15 protein-coding genes are annotated in these 16,057 nt (G+C 53.2%); 14 read left to right on the top strand and 1 reads right to left on the bottom strand.

Translation table 11 applies throughout. The features are described from left to right. The first annotated feature begins 14 nt into the window (after positions 1-14). The 14 genes from HMPREF1147_RS08970 to HMPREF1147_RS11455 all read left to right on the top strand — a co-directional run bounded on the left by HMPREF1147_RS08970 (position 15) and on the right by HMPREF1147_RS11455 (position 15,769). The gene (locus HMPREF1147_RS08970) at positions 15-1,496 is read left to right on the top strand and encodes a hypothetical protein (RefSeq protein WP_037351371.1); all 1,482 of its coding nucleotides are present in this window, start codon (positions 15-17) and stop codon (positions 1,494-1,496) included. A gap of 13 nt (positions 1,497-1,509) precedes the next feature. Then, complete coding sequence (locus HMPREF1147_RS08965; RefSeq protein ID WP_009658684.1) at positions 1,510-1,842, top strand: hypothetical protein; 333 nt, start codon at positions 1,510-1,512, stop codon at positions 1,840-1,842. After that, on the top strand, positions 1,829-2,191 hold the full coding sequence (locus HMPREF1147_RS08960) for a head-tail connector protein (RefSeq protein WP_009658603.1): 363 nt from the start codon (positions 1,829-1,831) through the stop codon (positions 2,189-2,191). Before HMPREF1147_RS08965 ends, HMPREF1147_RS08960 begins: the two co-directional genes overlap by 14 nt. Then, complete coding sequence (locus tag HMPREF1147_RS08955; RefSeq protein ID WP_009658632.1) at positions 2,188-2,673, top strand: HK97 gp10 family phage protein; 486 nt, start codon at positions 2,188-2,190, stop codon at positions 2,671-2,673. Before HMPREF1147_RS08960 ends, HMPREF1147_RS08955 begins: the two co-directional genes overlap by 4 nt. Then, the gene (locus HMPREF1147_RS08950) at positions 2,670-3,101 is read left to right on the top strand and encodes a hypothetical protein (protein WP_009658671.1); all 432 of its coding nucleotides are present in this window, start codon (positions 2,670-2,672) and stop codon (positions 3,099-3,101) included. Before HMPREF1147_RS08955 ends, HMPREF1147_RS08950 begins: the two co-directional genes overlap by 4 nt. Positions 3,102-3,114: 13 nt before the next feature. Beyond that, positions 3,115-3,858, top strand: coding sequence for a hypothetical protein (locus HMPREF1147_RS08945; protein WP_009658655.1), 744 nt, complete (start codon positions 3,115-3,117; stop codon positions 3,856-3,858). 14 nt (positions 3,859-3,872) lie between these two features. Further along, positions 3,873-4,211 carry a hypothetical protein gene (locus tag HMPREF1147_RS08940; RefSeq protein WP_009658705.1) on the top strand — a complete coding sequence of 113 codons (339 nt, stop codon included), beginning with the start codon at positions 3,873-3,875 and terminating at the stop codon, positions 4,209-4,211. 68 nt (positions 4,212-4,279) lie between these two features. After that, positions 4,280-4,510: a hypothetical protein gene (locus tag HMPREF1147_RS08935; protein ID WP_009658658.1), complete on the top strand. Its 231-nt coding sequence runs from the start codon at positions 4,280-4,282 to the stop codon at positions 4,508-4,510. An 11-nt stretch (positions 4,511-4,521) separates the two neighbouring features. Continuing rightward, positions 4,522-8,127, top strand: a complete 3,606-nt coding sequence (locus tag HMPREF1147_RS08930; protein WP_009658701.1) for a hypothetical protein — start codon at positions 4,522-4,524, stop codon at positions 8,125-8,127. Positions 8,128-8,132: 5 nt separating this feature from the next. After that, positions 8,133-8,729: a DUF2460 domain-containing protein gene (locus HMPREF1147_RS11465; protein ID WP_009658641.1), complete on the top strand. Its 597-nt coding sequence runs from the start codon at positions 8,133-8,135 to the stop codon at positions 8,727-8,729. Further along, the gene (locus tag HMPREF1147_RS08920) at positions 8,726-9,592 is read left to right on the top strand and encodes a DUF2163 domain-containing protein (RefSeq protein WP_009658716.1); all 867 of its coding nucleotides are present in this window, start codon (positions 8,726-8,728) and stop codon (positions 9,590-9,592) included. Before HMPREF1147_RS11465 ends, HMPREF1147_RS08920 begins: the two co-directional genes overlap by 4 nt. 12 nt (positions 9,593-9,604) lie before the next feature. Continuing rightward, a complete protein-coding gene (locus tag HMPREF1147_RS08915; RefSeq protein WP_009658639.1) occupies positions 9,605-10,042 on the top strand; it encodes a C40 family peptidase in 438 nt (145 codons plus the stop codon). Positions 10,043-10,045: 3 nt separating this feature from the next. Further along, the gene (locus tag HMPREF1147_RS11460; protein WP_009658695.1) at positions 10,046-14,389 is read left to right on the top strand and encodes a phage tail protein; all 4,344 of its coding nucleotides are present in this window, start codon (positions 10,046-10,048) and stop codon (positions 14,387-14,389) included. A 12-nt stretch (positions 14,390-14,401) separates the two neighbouring features. Beyond that, positions 14,402-15,769, top strand: a complete 1,368-nt coding sequence (locus HMPREF1147_RS11455; RefSeq protein WP_009658634.1) for a hypothetical protein — start codon at positions 14,402-14,404, stop codon at positions 15,767-15,769. A 78-nt stretch (positions 15,770-15,847) separates the two neighbouring features. Here the strand turns inward: HMPREF1147_RS11455 and HMPREF1147_RS12325 are convergent. Beyond that, positions 15,848-16,057 (bottom strand): transposase (locus HMPREF1147_RS12325; protein WP_369791747.1); only part of this gene is annotated, 210 nt, incomplete at its 5' end.

The raw sequence follows: 16,057 nt of genomic DNA, 5'->3' as shown, positions 1-16,057 counted from the left end.
TGGAGGAAAATAACATGAGCATGTATCAGACGACAAAAGAGACATTGGCACGCATGGACGCCGCTCTGCACGGCGCGCTCGCGACGCCGCTCAAAAAGGCGGACGGTCTCACGACCGGGAACGGACTCAAGAACTATGACTTGCAGCCTGCCGCGCGCCTCATGTATCCGGTGCTCTCTCCGCTGCGCAACTCCACGCCTCGCGTGAAGGGGGGCGGCGGCGATGCTACGCATTGGAAAGCAATCACGGGCGTCAATATTGACAGCGTTTCGATGGGGGTTTCTGAGGGGCAGCGCAGCGGCGTAATCTCGATTGAGACGAAGGATGCGTTTGCGCTCTATAAGACGCTCGGTCTCGAAAACTTCGTAACGGATGAAGCGGTTTTGCAGGGTGAAGGCTTTGACAATCTCCGTGCGATCTGCACGAAGAACCTGCTTGAGGCGGTTATCATCGGCGAGGAGAAGGTGCTGCTCGGCGGCAACTGCTCTATGAAGCTCGGCAAGACGAAGACGCCGACGCTTGCGGCAAAGACTACGGGCGGAAGCCTTGCGGCGTCGACAAAGATCTCTGTCATCTGCGCCGCACTCACGTTCGAGGGCTATCATGCAGCGAATGTGATGACGGGCGTCAAAGCGAAGGTGACACGTGAAAATGCAGACGGCTCGAAGGATGTTTACGGCGGCGGTGCTGCACAGAAGTCCGATGCGGCGAATGTAACAACCGGCGCGGGTACGACAAACAGCATCACGGCCGTTGTTGCCCCGACGAAGGGCGCCTTTGCTTATGCGTGGTTCTGGGGCGCGGAGAACGCGGAGAAGCTTGGCGCGATCACAACGACGAGCAGTGTTACGATCACGGCAAACGCCGAAGGAACACAGCAGGCGAAAGACCTTCCTGCGGAGGATTGGTCGGCGAATGACCTCATCATTGACGGCTACCTGACGCAGACCATTCAGAACGGCGGATACTTCAAGACCATGCCGACCGCTGCGGGGCTCACGGCAGACAAAGCGGCAGGGATTGTCGAGATCGACGAGGCGTTTCGTTGGTTCTGGGATAAGTACAAGGCCTCGCCGGACGAGATTTACGTCAGCGCGCAGGAGCTCCAGAACATCACGCAGAAGGTGCTCGAAAACGGTGGAAGCAATCTGATCCGCTTTAACTTTGACGCAAGCACTACGCAGGCGGCAACGCTCTCGGCAGGCACGGCCGTCGGCTCGTACCTCAACAAGTACACGATGAGCGGCGGCACGCTTGTCCGTATCGTTCTGCATCCGAATATGCCCGCCGGGACGATCCTGTTCCGCTCGACGACTATGCCCTACCCTGTGAGCAATGTCGCCAATATTGCCGAGGTGCGCTGTCAGCAGGACTACTTCCAGACGGAGTGGCCGCGCAAAACCCGCAAATATGAGTACGGCGTCTATGCGACGGAGGCGTTTGCCCTTTACGCGCCGTTTGCGTTTGGCGTTATTACGAACATTGCGGATGCGTGAGGAGGTGTAAAACATGCTGCTGAAAGCAAATGATGTGACAGAAATCGTTGTCGGCGGTGCGGTCTATTCGGCGGAGAACGGGTTCATCGATGCGCCGATCACACTGCCGGAAGCGAATTTGTTCGGACTTGAACCCCCAACAGCAGAAGAGGTTGCCTCCTTGACCGAGGATCCCGAAGATAATAAATCCGACGCAGGCAATACGGACAACGACGGATCCGGCAACTCCACCGGTGCAGACAACGCACAGGATGACAAAACCGCCGATGGCGAAGGAAAGAAAAGCGGCGGCGAAGCCGGGAAGTCCGGCGGCAAGAATAAGGATAACGGCGATGGCAAAGCATGAGCTCATTACGCTGGATGAGCTCAAAGACTACATTGGCATAACGACAGGAAGCAATAAGGATGACGCGCTGCTGATGATGCTGATCCGCGCCGCATCAAGCTTCCTGCTCGCTCAGATGAATCGCCGTGAAGGATTGGAGCATGACTATGAGCACACGAAGGGGTATCTGGATGTCCCGGATGATGTGCGGTTCGCATGCTGCGAACTCGCCGCGCTGCGGTACAAAGAAAAAAGCCGCATCGGCGAGGTCTCGAAAGACGTTGGCGGACAGACCGTCGCATACTCGCAAAAAGACCTGAGCGACTTCGGCCGCGCGGTTGTGCAGCAATATAAGAGGGTGACGCCGTGAGTATTGAGGCTGTTATTGTCGGTGATGACGAACTCCGTGCAAAGTTTCAGCGCGCATCCGGCACGATTGACGGAAAACTCGTTGATAGTATGGGACGCATCACAATCCGCTTGCAGGCGCATGTTGTGCGTAACAAGCTTTCGGGACAAGTCTTGAAGGTGCGCACCAATAATTTGCGCGGCAGCATCCATCAGGAAGTTTCACGCGACGGCAGCGGTATTGTTGGACGCGTCGGCACAAACGTCGAGTATGCAGCGTTTCACGAATACGGATTTTCGGGCACACAGAATGTCCGCGAGCATATGCGGACAATCAAGATGGCGTTTGGCAAGATGCTCAAAACACCAAAGAGGATTGTGATCAGCGCACATGCGCGGCATGTTGATTATCCGGAACACTCATTTCTTCGTTCGGCGCTTGATGATCAGAGGACTGAGATTATGGCAGAGCTCGACAATGCCGTAAAGGAGGCGATCCAATGAACCGCGAGGTCGTTTACGGCGGTGTATTTGACTGGCTGCACGATCGCGTTGGCAATGATGTGATCACATGGAGCCGGAGGTTGAAGCACTGGAGCGATGTTCCGGAAATACAGCAGCCCGCCGTATTCCTTGCGCAGAACGGCGAACAGCTCGACCGCCTGCGCGCCGTCTGGACGCTCAGAATGGATGTATACGTCTATGTGAACACGGGCGGCGACGAGGATGCGGTTACGGCGACCGAGATGAATCATGTTGTTGATAAGATCGCGGATGCGCTCCGGCCGCGCCGTGAACTCGGTGAAACAGAGCAGACTCTTAACGGGCTTGTCATGGACTGCCGGATTGAGGGGAAAATCGAAACCGACGCGGGCGTTCTTGGCGCTCAGTCGGTTGCGATTATCCCGCTCGTGATACTGGCGGTAGATTGAGGAGGTATATACAATGGCACAATACAATTTTGGGGCAGGCATGATGATTGCGATCCCCAAAAAGGAGATTGCAACGCCGCGCATTCTGGGGACGATGCAGGAAGTCAGCGTCGAATTTTCCGGTTCGAACAAAGAACTGTTCGGACAGTATCAATTCGCAGAGGCTGCCGCACGTGGACAGCAGAAGGTTATCTGTAAGGCGAAGTTCGCGAAGATCAACGCAGATACGTACAACGATCTGTATTTCAATGAGGAGGTTCAGCCCGGTCAGACACTTGCGATCTTCAACAAGGAGTTCACCGTCGATAAGACCAACTTCACAGTGACGCCGGCGTTTGAGGCGAATACGTCGTTCCTTGAAAATCTCGGTGTTATGAACTATGCAGGCAAGACACTGACGCGCGTGAAGGATACGCCGGGCGAAGACGAGTATGCACTGGATGAGAAGACTGGGAAATACACGTTTAACGCAGCGCTGAAAGAAAAGATCGTGTATGTCTCGTATCTCTATCAGGATAAAAAGAACGGCAGCCGTATCACGATCAACAATCAGCTCATGGGTGAGGCACCGACTTTCAAGTCAATCTTCAACGGTCGCTTCAGCGGTAAGCAGATCACGCTGATCCTCAATGCCTGTACATCCTCGAAGCTCTCACTGATCTCGACGAAACTCGAGGATTTCTCCATTCCTGAGTTTGACTTCGCGGCGATGGCTGACGATGCGAACCGTGTTGGCGAGTTGAGCATGCTCGAGTAAGGAGGATTTAGCAAATGAGTAAACAGGCATACTATGAGGGCGTTGAGGTTACGATTCGTGGGGAGAAATATATTTTCCCGGGGTTGAGTCTTGCACAGCTTGAGGAGAACATGGGAGAAATCGAGGAGATCCAGAAGCTCTCCGAGGAAGACAGTATGAAGATGATCTGTAAAATCTCCCGGTTCCTATACCTTGCCTTCAGCCGCAACTATCCGGAGGTTACAGAGGCGGAGTTCAAGAATATGATTGATCTCCGCACGGGAGTGAAGCTCTTTCAGTACATCCTTGCGGAAAGCGGTTTTGAGCAGGGAGCGCCCGGCTCGGGGGAAGCGGTGCCCGCAGCGAGCGCATAGATTTTCAAGCGATCTATGCAGAAATCGCTTGCGCAACGGGGTGGACAATCGACCATATCCGGCACAGCATGACGCTCAAACGCTACAAAGCACTCAAACAGGTATGGAGAAAATCGCCGCCCGCGCATGTTTGTCTGGCGGCGATTTGCGAATACCTCGGCATGAAACTCACGTCGGATGAGGCGCAGCCCGCGGCGGGCAATGAGCAGATAGGAACCTACTACGACGAAAGTTATTACGATATACAGGCACAATCCGGCGCAGCGGAGATGCTCCGCCGAGATTTTGACCTCGCATAGGAGGTGAGAGTATGGCAGCAGATGATCAGATTGACGTAAAGATTACGGCGTCGCCGGATGGTTTTGTATCCGGCATTAATACGGCGCAGCAGGCGCTTAATAACGGCGCCGCGCAAATGAAATCGAGCGCCTCCGGTATGGCGCAGCAGATGCGTACAGCGATGCAGAACATGCAGCAGAGTGCGCGCAGCGGCATGAACGGCGTACGGTCATCCATTGCGAGCGCAATGGGCAGCATCCGATCCTCTGTTGCCTCCATGAAGAATACAATCGGCGCGGCAGGAATTGCGATCGTGGGCGTCTTTGGAACATCGACTCACGCGGCGATCGAATACCAAAAGGCGCTTGCAGGACTTTCTCGCACCAGCGGCATGAGCATTGCCGCATCTTCAGAACTTGCGTTTGCAGCAAGTCAGGTCGGCCTGAGTACGGCTGACCTCACGAAAAATATCGGCTTCCTGTCCCGTTCGCTGGCAAACCTCGAGCGAGATACGGATAATGCCGGAAACATCTTCAATCATTTCGGGATTGACGTGCATGATGCGAATGGTCAGCTCCTGCCGACGAATGATATCATCGGCATGGTTGCGGATCGTTTTAAGTCTATGCCGGATGGCGTCCAGAAGACTGCTCTTGCAATGAGTGTATTCGGACGTGAAGGGCGCGCCATGATCCCGATGCTGAATCAAGGCCGCGAAGGGCTTGAAAAGATGGGGCAAAAGGCAAAAGACCTAGGCCTTGTCTTTGGAAACGTCTCCGCGCTCAAGTCATATATTGCCGCACAAAGACAGTGGGACGCAACGCTCAAGTCTTTGCAGATTCAGATCGGCAACAGCGTGCTCCCTGTTTTAACAAGTTTTTCAAAGGCGATTACAAACCTTTTGCAGACCTTTAACAGGATCGACCCGGAAACACGCAACGCTATTATTACCGCGACAAGCCTGACGGCTGCCGTCGCGGCATTAACGCTCGGGTGGGGCGCTGCCGCTGCGGCAATCGCCGCATTCGGCGGACCGTTTGCGCGTGTCGGCGTTATGATGACCTCTATGCCAAATGTTGTTGCACTCTGCACCAACGGAATCAGGAGCCTTGTTGTAGGGCTTACCGCAGGCACGATCGGGCTCGGCAAGTATGTTCTCTCCGGCCAACTCTTTACTGCGGTTCACGGGAAGATGACGGGGGCGATGGCTGGCGCGCGCGCCGCTCTTGTGGCGATGCGGAGCACGGTCGTTGCAGCGTCTCTCGCCTTCTCTCTCGGCGGTGTGCGCGCTATCCTCTCTTATTGCGGGTCGCTTATTACAATGCGGTCGGTGCTGGCGGTTGGACGTGTCGCCCTGCTCAGTTTTTACGCAACGGCGACGGCGGGTATTGCGGTTGTTGTGGCTCTTGCCGCCGTATGGGCGAGTGGATTCACAGATATCAAAGAGGCGACGGCGGGCACTTGTGATGGGCTGATCTATGGACTTAATAACTTTGCGGATGGCGTCGGACAGATTTGCTCCGGCATCGGGCAGATTTTTACAAGCCTTGCACTGACGATTGGCAATGCGCTCGTTGGCGATTTTTCCGGTGCTGCCGAAGCCGCAAAAGGGATGATGCAAGGCATCAAAGATATCGGTATTGGGTTCTGGGATGGCATTCAAGGCCTTGGGCAAGCGATTTATGGTGCGGCATCCGATCCGTCGGGGGCACTCAATTTTGCAAAAGCGGCAGGCTCGTCCCTCTGGTCAGGCCTCAAAAGCGCAATGGGGTTTGGCGGCGAAGACCTGCCGATCGACGCCGGCGATGAAGCTGGCTTTGACGGCGGTGGCGGAGGCGGCGGAAAGGACGGCGGCGGAAAGGACGACGGTGGCGGCGAAAGTTCCAGCGCCTATGAAGCCGCAAAAAAGCTGTATGAACAGCAGCTACAGCTTGCAGAGTACACGGCGGCCGAAAAGGAGGCACTCTACAAACAATATCTCGAAAACGTCGCGAAATCCGAGCAAGAAGCGATGGATTACAAGATCGGGCTTTACGCTCTCGAGAAAGAAGTCTTTGTTGAGAAGCTTAAAGAGCGAGAGATTGATCTTGAAAACGCGCATATTCGCGGGAAGGTAAGCGAACAGACTTATCAATCCGAACTCGCCGCAATGAAGCGGGCGAACCTTAATGCAGAGGTTGAATTCCGGGCAAAGGCCCTTATGGAGGCTGCCCGCCTTACAGACGATGAGAAAGAGCATCAGATTGACGCATACAAAGCGAAGATTGAAGCGACGAGCTGGTATAAGTCCTCTCTCACGGAAGTGCTCAACGCAGAAAAGCAGCTTGCTGATTATGAGCTGACGATCCAGAATAAGCTCCTCGAATATCAGCGTATGCAAACTCTTGATTCTATCACACTTGAAGAAAAGCGTCTTGAGGGGCTCTACAATGCGGGCGGTATTACGCAGGATGCGCTCCTCGCGAAGCAGAGAGAGTTTGAGGATCGGCGCTACAATATCCAGCGCAAGGCGGCAAAAAAAGAGCTGACAGACAGCGCAATCGACATCGGGAAGATGACAGACGCATATGAAGGATATGCGAATGCGCGGACGGAGCTCGATAAAGAAATCTATCTCAATGAGATGCTGCTGAACTCCAAAAACGAAGAGGGGACGATTGCAGCACTCAAGTCGCTGGAAGAGCTTTATGCACAGCATGCAGAAAAGCTCATCAGCATCCAGCAAAAGCAGAAAGAAAAAGAGATCGGCATTATCAAAGGCGTGCGCGACACGCTTGCCGACGAAATGTCTGCGATTATGCAGGATGTAGCGAAGGGATCGAAAAGCGTGCTTGAAGGCATCCGTTCCCTGATCTCCTCTACCTTGTCGAGCATCCTCAAGCAGATCACGAATCAGATCTCCGGAAACATTGTACAAAAAGCGTTCGCGAAAGTCCTCCAGCAGAAATCAAAACCGGATATGACGGCGATTGCAGCCGAACAGGCAACGCAGACAGCGCGGACGGCTGCAGCGCAGGCAGGTGCAATGCAGCGCACGGCTGTCGAGCAGATGAGCGGCGCGCAGCAGGTCGCGGCAACAACCGAGAAAGCAACAACGCAAATAGCGATGGAGACCTCAAAGGATGAGACGATCGTGGCATCCTCGGCAGCGGCGGGTCAAGCATCCGTCGCATCGATACAAGCGAGCATTACGGCGATGCTGCAAATGCTCCCGATTATGCTTGTTCTCTCGGCGCTTACCGGATTGTTCGGCGGAGGGAAATCGTCGAAGACGGAGAGCACTGGGCCGGGCATCAATCTTGGGCGCAATCCTGACAGTTACTACAAGACGCCGCGCCTCACCGGGATTCCGTCATTTGATGTTGGCTCGTGGCGTCTCCCGGCAGATACCCTTGCGATGGTGCACAAGGATGAGATGATCGTCCCCGCCTCGGGCGGACAGGCGGACGGCGTGCGCAGCCTCCTTTCGAGCGGCGGTACGCGGCAGGCGCCGCAGATCAATTTGTCTTACAGCGCCGTGCATACGGGGCGCACGGACGCCGACGTGCGGCGTGAGATGCGCGAGAATGCGAAATACATGGTGAAGGTGCTCAATGGCGAGTATCGGAAATTCAATCGGGGCAATTTGAAAGGGTGATACTTGTGGCGATCAGCGTGTTTCCGGAACTGCGCGGACTTTCGTGGGATGTTACGAAAACGCCTGAGTTCTTCACGATCTCAAAGGTCAGCCCGTCCGGCGTTGACATTGCTGCCTCACTCTCAGCGTATCCGCGCTGGCATTTCTCACTATCCTATGACTGCCTGAGTGCAGGAACAAAAGGGGAGTTGCAAAAGCTCCTTGGATTCTTCCTTACCTGTCGCGGCAATGCGGTCGATTTCCTCTATCGCGATCCGAGCGATCATAAGGTCAGCCGTCAAACCTTTGGTGTAGGAGATGGGAGAACGACGCACTTTGAACTCTGTCATAATATCGGCGGTTTTATCGAGCCGCTCTATGACACGGCAAGCGAGACGATCTATGCCGGGGACATACTGCTGGACAGTGGCTATGCGATACACGGTGGGATAGTTTCATTCACTGAAGCACCCGCAGCGGGAAAACGCCTCACATGGTCGGGAGATTTCTACTACCGCTGCCGCTTTAAGGAATCATCCCTTGAATTTCAGAACTTTGCCTTTAAGCTCTGGTCGGCGCGGTCGGTCGAATTTGTCACATCAAGGAAGGTGTTTGCGTCATGAAAGAAGCGAGTGAGCGACTGAAACGTCTGCTGATTGAATCGCAGACGCTCTACATCGCCGATCTCTATAAAATCACGCTGACAGACGGAACTGCGCTGCGGTATACTTCAGCGGACATCGTGCTCACGGTCGGAGACGACCGCTATACGCCGCTTGCGATTGAGCGTGACGGTACGACGCAGACCAATGATATCACCGTCGACGAAATGCACCTGACGATCACTGTGGATGCGGCGCAACGCCTTGACCGTGAAACGACCATCATGCAGGGCGTTGCGGCAGGACGCTTTGCAGACGCTGAGGTAGAGCTGCATCGGCTCTTTTCTCCACAGCCGTTCACCGTGTTCACGGGACGCATTGACCCTGATTATGCACTGCTCTGGTGGCTCGGCAGACTGAATATCGAGCGTGCGGGCGGCATTACGATCGAGGCTACGGTAGCATCCATGACAGAACTGCTCAACGTCAAATTTCCAACGCATCTTTATTATCCGCCCTGTATCTACACCCTCGGAGATATGAGTTGCGGGGTCGATCTGAAAAAATTCCGGCAGCGGGGCACAGCGACGGGCGGAACGCGCAGCGTCATAGAAACGAATCTTTCGCTTGCAAACGCCTATCTTGCGCAAGGGCACATTATATTTACCTCCGGGCGCAATGCGGGCGTTATGCGGACGATCCGTACGAACGAGGGAGGCGCGATTACGGTAGTTATGCCATTCTACTATCTTCCTGACATAGGAGATACGTTCAGTGTTTTGCCCGCTTGTGACAAAAGTATGAACTGCTGCAAGCTGCGTTTTGATAATCTCGCACATTTTCGGGGCTATCCGTTCATCCCCGTACCCGAGACAGCATATTAGAGGAGGGGTAAGATGAACGAAAAAGAAACGTGTGAACGCGCGCAGGTGGTCGACGAGGCTCTGACGTGGCTCGGAACGCCGTATCATCACGCGGGGCGAGTGAAGGGCGGCGGCACGGACTGCGGGATGCTCATCTTGCAGACGTTTATCAATGTCGGGCTTATTCCGGATACCGAGGTTGAATACTATCCGATGGACTGGCATCTGCATCGGAGCGCGGAGCGCTATCTCGGATGGGTGACACGCTACTGTCACAAAGTCGAGCGTGAGATACCGCTTCCCGGGGATATCGTTGTCTACCGCTATGGACGCTGCATCAGTCACGGGGCGCTGGTTGTCGATTGGCCGCGCATGATCCACGCCTATCTAGGGCTTGGTGTCGTCCTTGCAGACGGCAATGACGCGGATATGCAGAAGCGGCAGAGTGGAATCTATAGTTACTGGAGGTAAATCATGGGCGCGATATTAGGTGGAGGCGGCGGGACAGTCAGCACGGCAGACACGCGGATCGGCAGTCTTGCGATCTCGCAGAGCACCTATGGTATTGCGATACCCGTGGTATTCGGCACGGCGCGCGTTGCGGGCAATATGATTGACTATATCGACTTTACCGCGATTCCGCATACGACAACAACACGCAGCGGGGGCAAGGGCGGCGGTGGAGGCGTTACCTCGTCCCATACGACGTACACCTATGAGGTTGCTGCGATCTTTGCACTCTGCGAGGGGCCTGTCGAAGGTGTTAAGCGTGTTTGGAAGAATAAGGAGGTGCACACAAAACTCGAAGACCTTCGCATGAGTGTCTATACAGGTACAGCCGGGCAAGCTCCGTGGCCGTGGATGGTCGGCAAACATCCGGAGCGCGCCCTCGGTTATCCGGAGACGTGCTATATTGCAAGTCCGAACCTCGAGCTCTTGTCATCGGCGACGGTTCCGTCATTTAACTACGAGGTGGCAGGTCGGGACATTGCCCCGGGCAAGGAGGACGCTGCGCCGATCTCCATTATTCGCGGCATCCTCTCGGACACGCAGATCGGGGTCGGCTTCCCTGCACGGTATCTCGCGGATACGTCGCAATTCGAGCATTATTGTACGGTCAACGGCATCTATTTCTCGCCCGCCTATGACAGTCAGAAGGAAGCGCACGAACTCATCGCCGCCCTTCTGGAAGCTGCCAATGCCGCTCCTGTATGGAGTCAGGGAAAACTTAAATTTGTTCCGTACGGATTGACGCAGCAAACGACAAACGGTGTGACCTATACGCCGCCGAAAGCACCGCTCTATGATATTACACACGATGATCTTGTCTATACCGAGGGTGAGACACCGATCACGATCCGTCCGAATCTGACAACTGATCGCTACAACGTGCAGCCCGTCGAAATCCTCAACCGGAATAATGATTACAACGTCGAGCCGATCAAGGCGACGGACGACGCCGACATCAGTCAGCGCGGCATCCGCACGGCAGACAGCATTGAGATGCACTTTATCACGGAGCCGGATGTTGCGACGTTTGCGGCACAGGCAATCCTTCAGCGCAAGCTCTACATTGCGGCGCAATATGAATTTACGCTTTCGTGGCGGCACTGTCTCCTCGACCCGATGGACGTGGTGACACTCACGGATGAGATTCTGGGGCTGGATCGTCATCCTGTGCGTATCCTCACGATCGAGGAGGACGAGGAACTCAATCTTAAAATCACGGCGGAGGACTGCCCGGATGGAATCAACAGCCCGACCATTTATACGACGCAGGCTGCGCAGCGCCCCAAGATGGATTACAACGTCAGCCCCGGAAGTGTTGTGCGCCCTGTTATTTTCAATCCGCCTCCGGAGATGACGGACACAGGATTTGAAACGTGGATCGCAACAAACGGAGAATCACCGAATTGGGGCGGGTGTACGGTCTGGGCAAGCACGGACGGCAGCACCTATAAGAGCATCGGAAAGATCGACAGCCCTGCACGGCGCGGTGAACTCATAGGTGAATTGCCGATCGGAAGCGCTGCAGATGATAAAAACGCCCTGCATGTGCGGCTTTCCTCCGGTGATGAGCTGCTCTCAGGAACACGCGATGACGCGGTGTCATATCGAACGGCATGCTATGTGGATGGTGAGATCATTGCCTATCGTCGCGCGAAACTCATGGCTGCGCGCGAATATGAACTTTCTCCGTTGCAACGTGGTGGATATGGCTCAGAGATCAAGATGCACCCGATGGGCAGCGCGTTTGTCCGTTTGGATGCGGCAGTCTTCAAATATCCCTATGCGACTGATGATCTTGGGAAGAAGATCTATTTGAAATTCACGTCATTCAACATCTACGGGACGGGGGAAGAATCTCTTGCGGATGTTGCAGTATACGAACATACGCTGAATTGCCTCATGCCGCAGGAAGTTACGAATATTACGCTGGATGAGGACACCTATCGCCTACGCGATGGCACGGTTCTGTCGGATGTTCTTGTCGCCTTTAAAGGCGGTTTAAAGGGGCTTGTCAGCGGTTATAACGTCTATTATGAACTCAACAAGAGCGGGGTCTGGAAATTTGCGGGCGCAGCGGCGGACAGTGACTATCGCATTAAGGCCTTGCCACAGGCGCAGCACGTCCGTGTCAAGGTGACAACGGTCACGCGATATGGCGTAGAGTCGTCGGGTACTGTGAGTGATGTGATTACACTCGTTGGCAAGAGTGCGCCGCCACCGGACGTGACAGGGTTGCGCCTTCGTCAGAATCCATATAACCGCGAGGAAATTTTTCTTTCGTGGAACGAGCTGTCTTTATCAGACGTGCCCGATCTGCGCGGCTATGAGATTCGGTTTGGCAATCTGAGTTGGGATGCGGCTCGGAAACTCAACGGGGATCCTGTATTTCGCAACGAGTTCAGCCATATCGTAAAAGCCAACGGCGCGTATACTTACCGTATGAAGTCCCTCGACAACAGCGGTAACTATTCTGTTAATGACACATATGTGACGGAGCTGATCCGCGTTGTTCCCGACGCTGTGACAGATCTGAGCGCAGTACAGAGCAAACAGGATCGCAGTAAGGCTGTCATTTCCTTTACCCCATCGCCGGGTGAGGATATTGCGCGCTACATCATCAAATATGGTGATGACTGGGAGACAGGCACGCTCATCACGGCGACGAAAGAAACAATGCATGCGTGGAGCGTACCTGCATCTGGCACGTATAACATCATGGTGCAGACAGTGACGATTGCGGGGCAAGTTTCTGCGATCACCAACGTCTCTATCACAATCTCCATAGAGCCGCTTGATGTAACGGGCTTTCGTGCAGTGCAGTCCGGAACGGATAAATCCATTGTTCGGCTCTCGTGGGATACGGTTTCAGACGCTGATACCGCCTACTATATCATTAAGGAGGGCGACACATGGGAGAGTGGCAACATCATCGCACCGCGTGTGTCAGGTGTCTATTATGACATAAAGATTGATGAGGAACGCCTGATATCGTGGATGATCAAGGCGGTCACAATCGCAGGGCATGAATCGCAATACGCGACAAGTATCTCCTCCGTCTTTTCTCTCCGTCCCTCGCCGGTGCACGATCTCCAGTGCAGACAGGCAGAAGATGACCGCTCACACCTCATGCTTCAATGGAGCCGTGTTCTCGACGGCGATCTCAAAGGATATGAGGTGCGGATCGGTGACAAATGGGAAACCTCGGAGGCGTTGCCGATCACGGGTGAACTCTATGCGTCCTATAAAATGCACAAATCCCAAAGTGTGCGCGTTATGATTAAGACACTCAATGCTGCGGGGTACTATTCGGGTGAGACTTCTATTTCTTATCAGGCGAAAATCGAACCTGCTGACATTCAAAATCTCAAGGCGTTCCAAAATGGCGATAGCATTGAACTCTATTGGGACACGCCCGAGGAAAAAGATGTTGCAGGCTATGAAATACGCGAGGGTATATCATGGGAAAATGGTCAGATTGTTGCGATCAGTGTACTGACACCGAGCCACAAAGTCGAGATTGATACCTGCCGCCCCTATCGCTATATGGTCAAGGCAATCAATAAGGCTGGGCATTATAGTGTGCTTGCGGCAGGTGTTGTGATCACTGTGACCGAACTTATGCCGAAAAATATCATCCATTCCTATGACGAATTTGAAGTAGCGGATGGGATGCATGAAAACACTGAATTTGCCGAGTCTGAGATCAGTTGGCAGACCATCGGCGGACGGTTTTCCGACTATCCAAAGGTGAAATTTGTAGACGTGGGCGGCAGGCGTATCCTTCGACTCAAAAAGAGCGAGACACACTATGCGGAAAACGGCGTCTATACTTGTAAGATGATCGACATCGGAAGCGTAATTACTGCCAATATCACGACAACATTCAATAACACGTCAGTTCTTCGGGACAACGGTCACATCTCTCTCGAGGTGCGGACAAGTCAGGATGGAGTGACTTGGATTGACTGGAATATCTTCAAACCGCTTCAATTTACGTTCCGTTACGTGCAGTTTCGCATCTTGATGAATGGTGATGGTACGGGTTCGCCTGAGGTCAATCGCTTTATTGTACAGATTGACGTGCCGGACACGGATATTTCAATGACTGTACTCATCGTGAGGGGCGGCAGTCAAATCTCATATGGGCATACTTATTATAGCGTTCCTGTTGTCATCCCCGCAGCCGTTGGTGAGGGATTGCATGCGGAGCTTATCAGCAAGACGCAGACGGATTGTATGATCAAGGTTAAAGATCATGATAACAACGATGTTGGTGGTAATGTGGACATCCGAATTAAGGGATATTAAGGAGGCGATAATATGGCATTTGATGTGAATAAACCAGAGGATCAAGGCTATCTGGCAGATTTCCCACCTGAGATGCGCGAACAGTTGAGGGCGCTCATTCATGACGAATTGGTAAATGCTGGACTGCTCAAGGGGCTCGAACCGGGAAATGCCATCGGTAATGTTGCCGTTAATAATGGCACACTGAACCAAAACCTCAATGCTGCGCTACTTGAGGGGAAGCCTGCCGAGGCTTTTTCCTTGACAGGACACACACATCCGATAGTAACACCGAGCAGCAACGGGTTGATGAGCAACGCTGACAAAGCGAAGCTCGACAGCGTTAATACAGGTGCAGAGGTCAACCAAAATGCCTTTTCTAATATCAATGTCAACGGCACAGTGATTCAGGCGGACAACAAGACCGACACGTTGATGCTTGCGGCGGGCAATAATATCACCCTAACGCCCGATGCAGCGAATGATCGCATCATAATCGCCCTGTCAGGTATGGTAGACTCTGCGAATGTCGCAGGGAAACTCTTAAGTGCGCGGACAATTACGCTTGATGGGAAGATTAAGGCGGCGGGGATCGGATTCGATGGGACACAGGATATTATCCTCGATGTTACGAACGTAGAGGCGGATTCTTGCACGGGCAATGCCGGAACAGCGAGCAAACTGAACAATGCACGTGTGATCCGCCTCATAGGAAGCACACGTGGAGAAACTTATTTTGATGGGTCCGGAGATGTCACGATTAACACAACAACAGATGTCGCGCAACGTGCTGAGGATATGTCCGATCGGAATGGCTTCAAAGAGCTTGTAAAAGCCTGTATGGCAATGAATGATTATTTCCGCATAGGTGTCGGCGGTGATAATAACGGCGGCTATGCCGAAATTGCGACCTGTGATGATGGCAATGAGCCGATCTATGTGCGGCAATATAGTGGAGTGTTTCAAAATCTTATTCGAACGCTTACGCTGCTTGATGGGAATGGCAATTCTACGTTTCCGGGACATGTATGGGCACAAGGCTTCCATGGACATGCAGATAGTGCATCTAATGCGAATGCTCTTGGTGGACAGTCACTTCAATGGATTCTGGATCAAATACGCGCTACGTCTGTGACTGGGAATGTTGCGCAGAACGGATGGGTTAAGTTCGCCAATGGGTTTATTTTGCAGTGGGGAGTTATTAAAAACGGCTATGGCTCGCATAGGGTGACATATCCCATAGCTTTTAATAAAATATTTCATATTAATTTTTCAAGTACTATTATGAGTGATCAAAATATAACCAATAGCGCAGTACAGAGCTATGGACCACAATATGCGGAATTGTTTGCCAACACATCACCTAATGGAGATATCCTCTGGTTTGCAATTGGAATTTGAGGAGGAAGCATGGAATTAGAATATCTCACAAAATTTGACCCTAAATTGCAATAGCAAGTGGGACAAGTAGGGAAAAAGTTACGAGGCAGCGAATTGAGCAACATATGAATCGAAACGCTCTTTGGGTGTATCGTATCCGAGGATTTTCCTGGGGAGGTTATTCATCCAGTCCTCTACCTGTTGAATTGTGTCCGGCGTGAGGCAAGCAATATCGGTCCCCTTTGGGATAAAGCGTCGTACCATGCCGTTTTGGCGTTCATTAGTTCCGCGTTCACTTGGCGTATAAGG

Origin of the sequence: Selenomonas sp. FOBRC9 (assembly GCF_000287655.1) — a bacterium.
Classification (GTDB): domain Bacteria; phylum Bacillota; class Negativicutes; order Selenomonadales; family Selenomonadaceae; genus Centipeda; species Centipeda artemidis.
Note: the sequence above shows the minus strand (reverse complement) of the source record. Positions and strands in the feature narration are given on the sequence as shown.

Bases quoted from the DNA above. Each gene is read 5' to 3' on its own strand.
- HMPREF1147_RS08920 (WP_009658716.1), top strand. From the start codon at position 8,726: ATGAAAGAAGCGAGTGAGCGACTGAAACGTCTGCTGATTGAATCGCAG.
- HMPREF1147_RS11460 (WP_009658695.1), top strand. From the start codon at position 10,046: ATGGGCGCGATATTAGGTGGAGGCGGCGGGACAGTCAGCACGGCAGAC.
- HMPREF1147_RS08960 (WP_009658603.1), top strand. From the start codon at position 1,829: ATGGCAAAGCATGAGCTCATTACGCTGGATGAGCTCAAAGACTACATT.
- HMPREF1147_RS08935 (WP_009658658.1), top strand. From the start codon at position 4,280: ATGACGCTCAAACGCTACAAAGCACTCAAACAGGTATGGAGAAAATCG.
- HMPREF1147_RS08930 (WP_009658701.1), top strand. From the start codon at position 4,522: ATGGCAGCAGATGATCAGATTGACGTAAAGATTACGGCGTCGCCGGAT.
- HMPREF1147_RS11455 (WP_009658634.1), top strand. From the start codon at position 14,402: ATGGCATTTGATGTGAATAAACCAGAGGATCAAGGCTATCTGGCAGAT.
- HMPREF1147_RS08940 (WP_009658705.1), top strand. From the start codon at position 3,873: ATGAGTAAACAGGCATACTATGAGGGCGTTGAGGTTACGATTCGTGGG.
- HMPREF1147_RS08945 (WP_009658655.1), top strand. From the start codon at position 3,115: ATGGCACAATACAATTTTGGGGCAGGCATGATGATTGCGATCCCCAAA.
- HMPREF1147_RS08965 (WP_009658684.1), top strand. From the start codon at position 1,510: ATGCTGCTGAAAGCAAATGATGTGACAGAAATCGTTGTCGGCGGTGCG.
- HMPREF1147_RS08970 (WP_037351371.1), top strand. From the start codon at position 15: ATGAGCATGTATCAGACGACAAAAGAGACATTGGCACGCATGGACGCC.
- HMPREF1147_RS08915 (WP_009658639.1), top strand. From the start codon at position 9,605: ATGAACGAAAAAGAAACGTGTGAACGCGCGCAGGTGGTCGACGAGGCT.
- HMPREF1147_RS08950 (WP_009658671.1), top strand. From the start codon at position 2,670: ATGAACCGCGAGGTCGTTTACGGCGGTGTATTTGACTGGCTGCACGAT.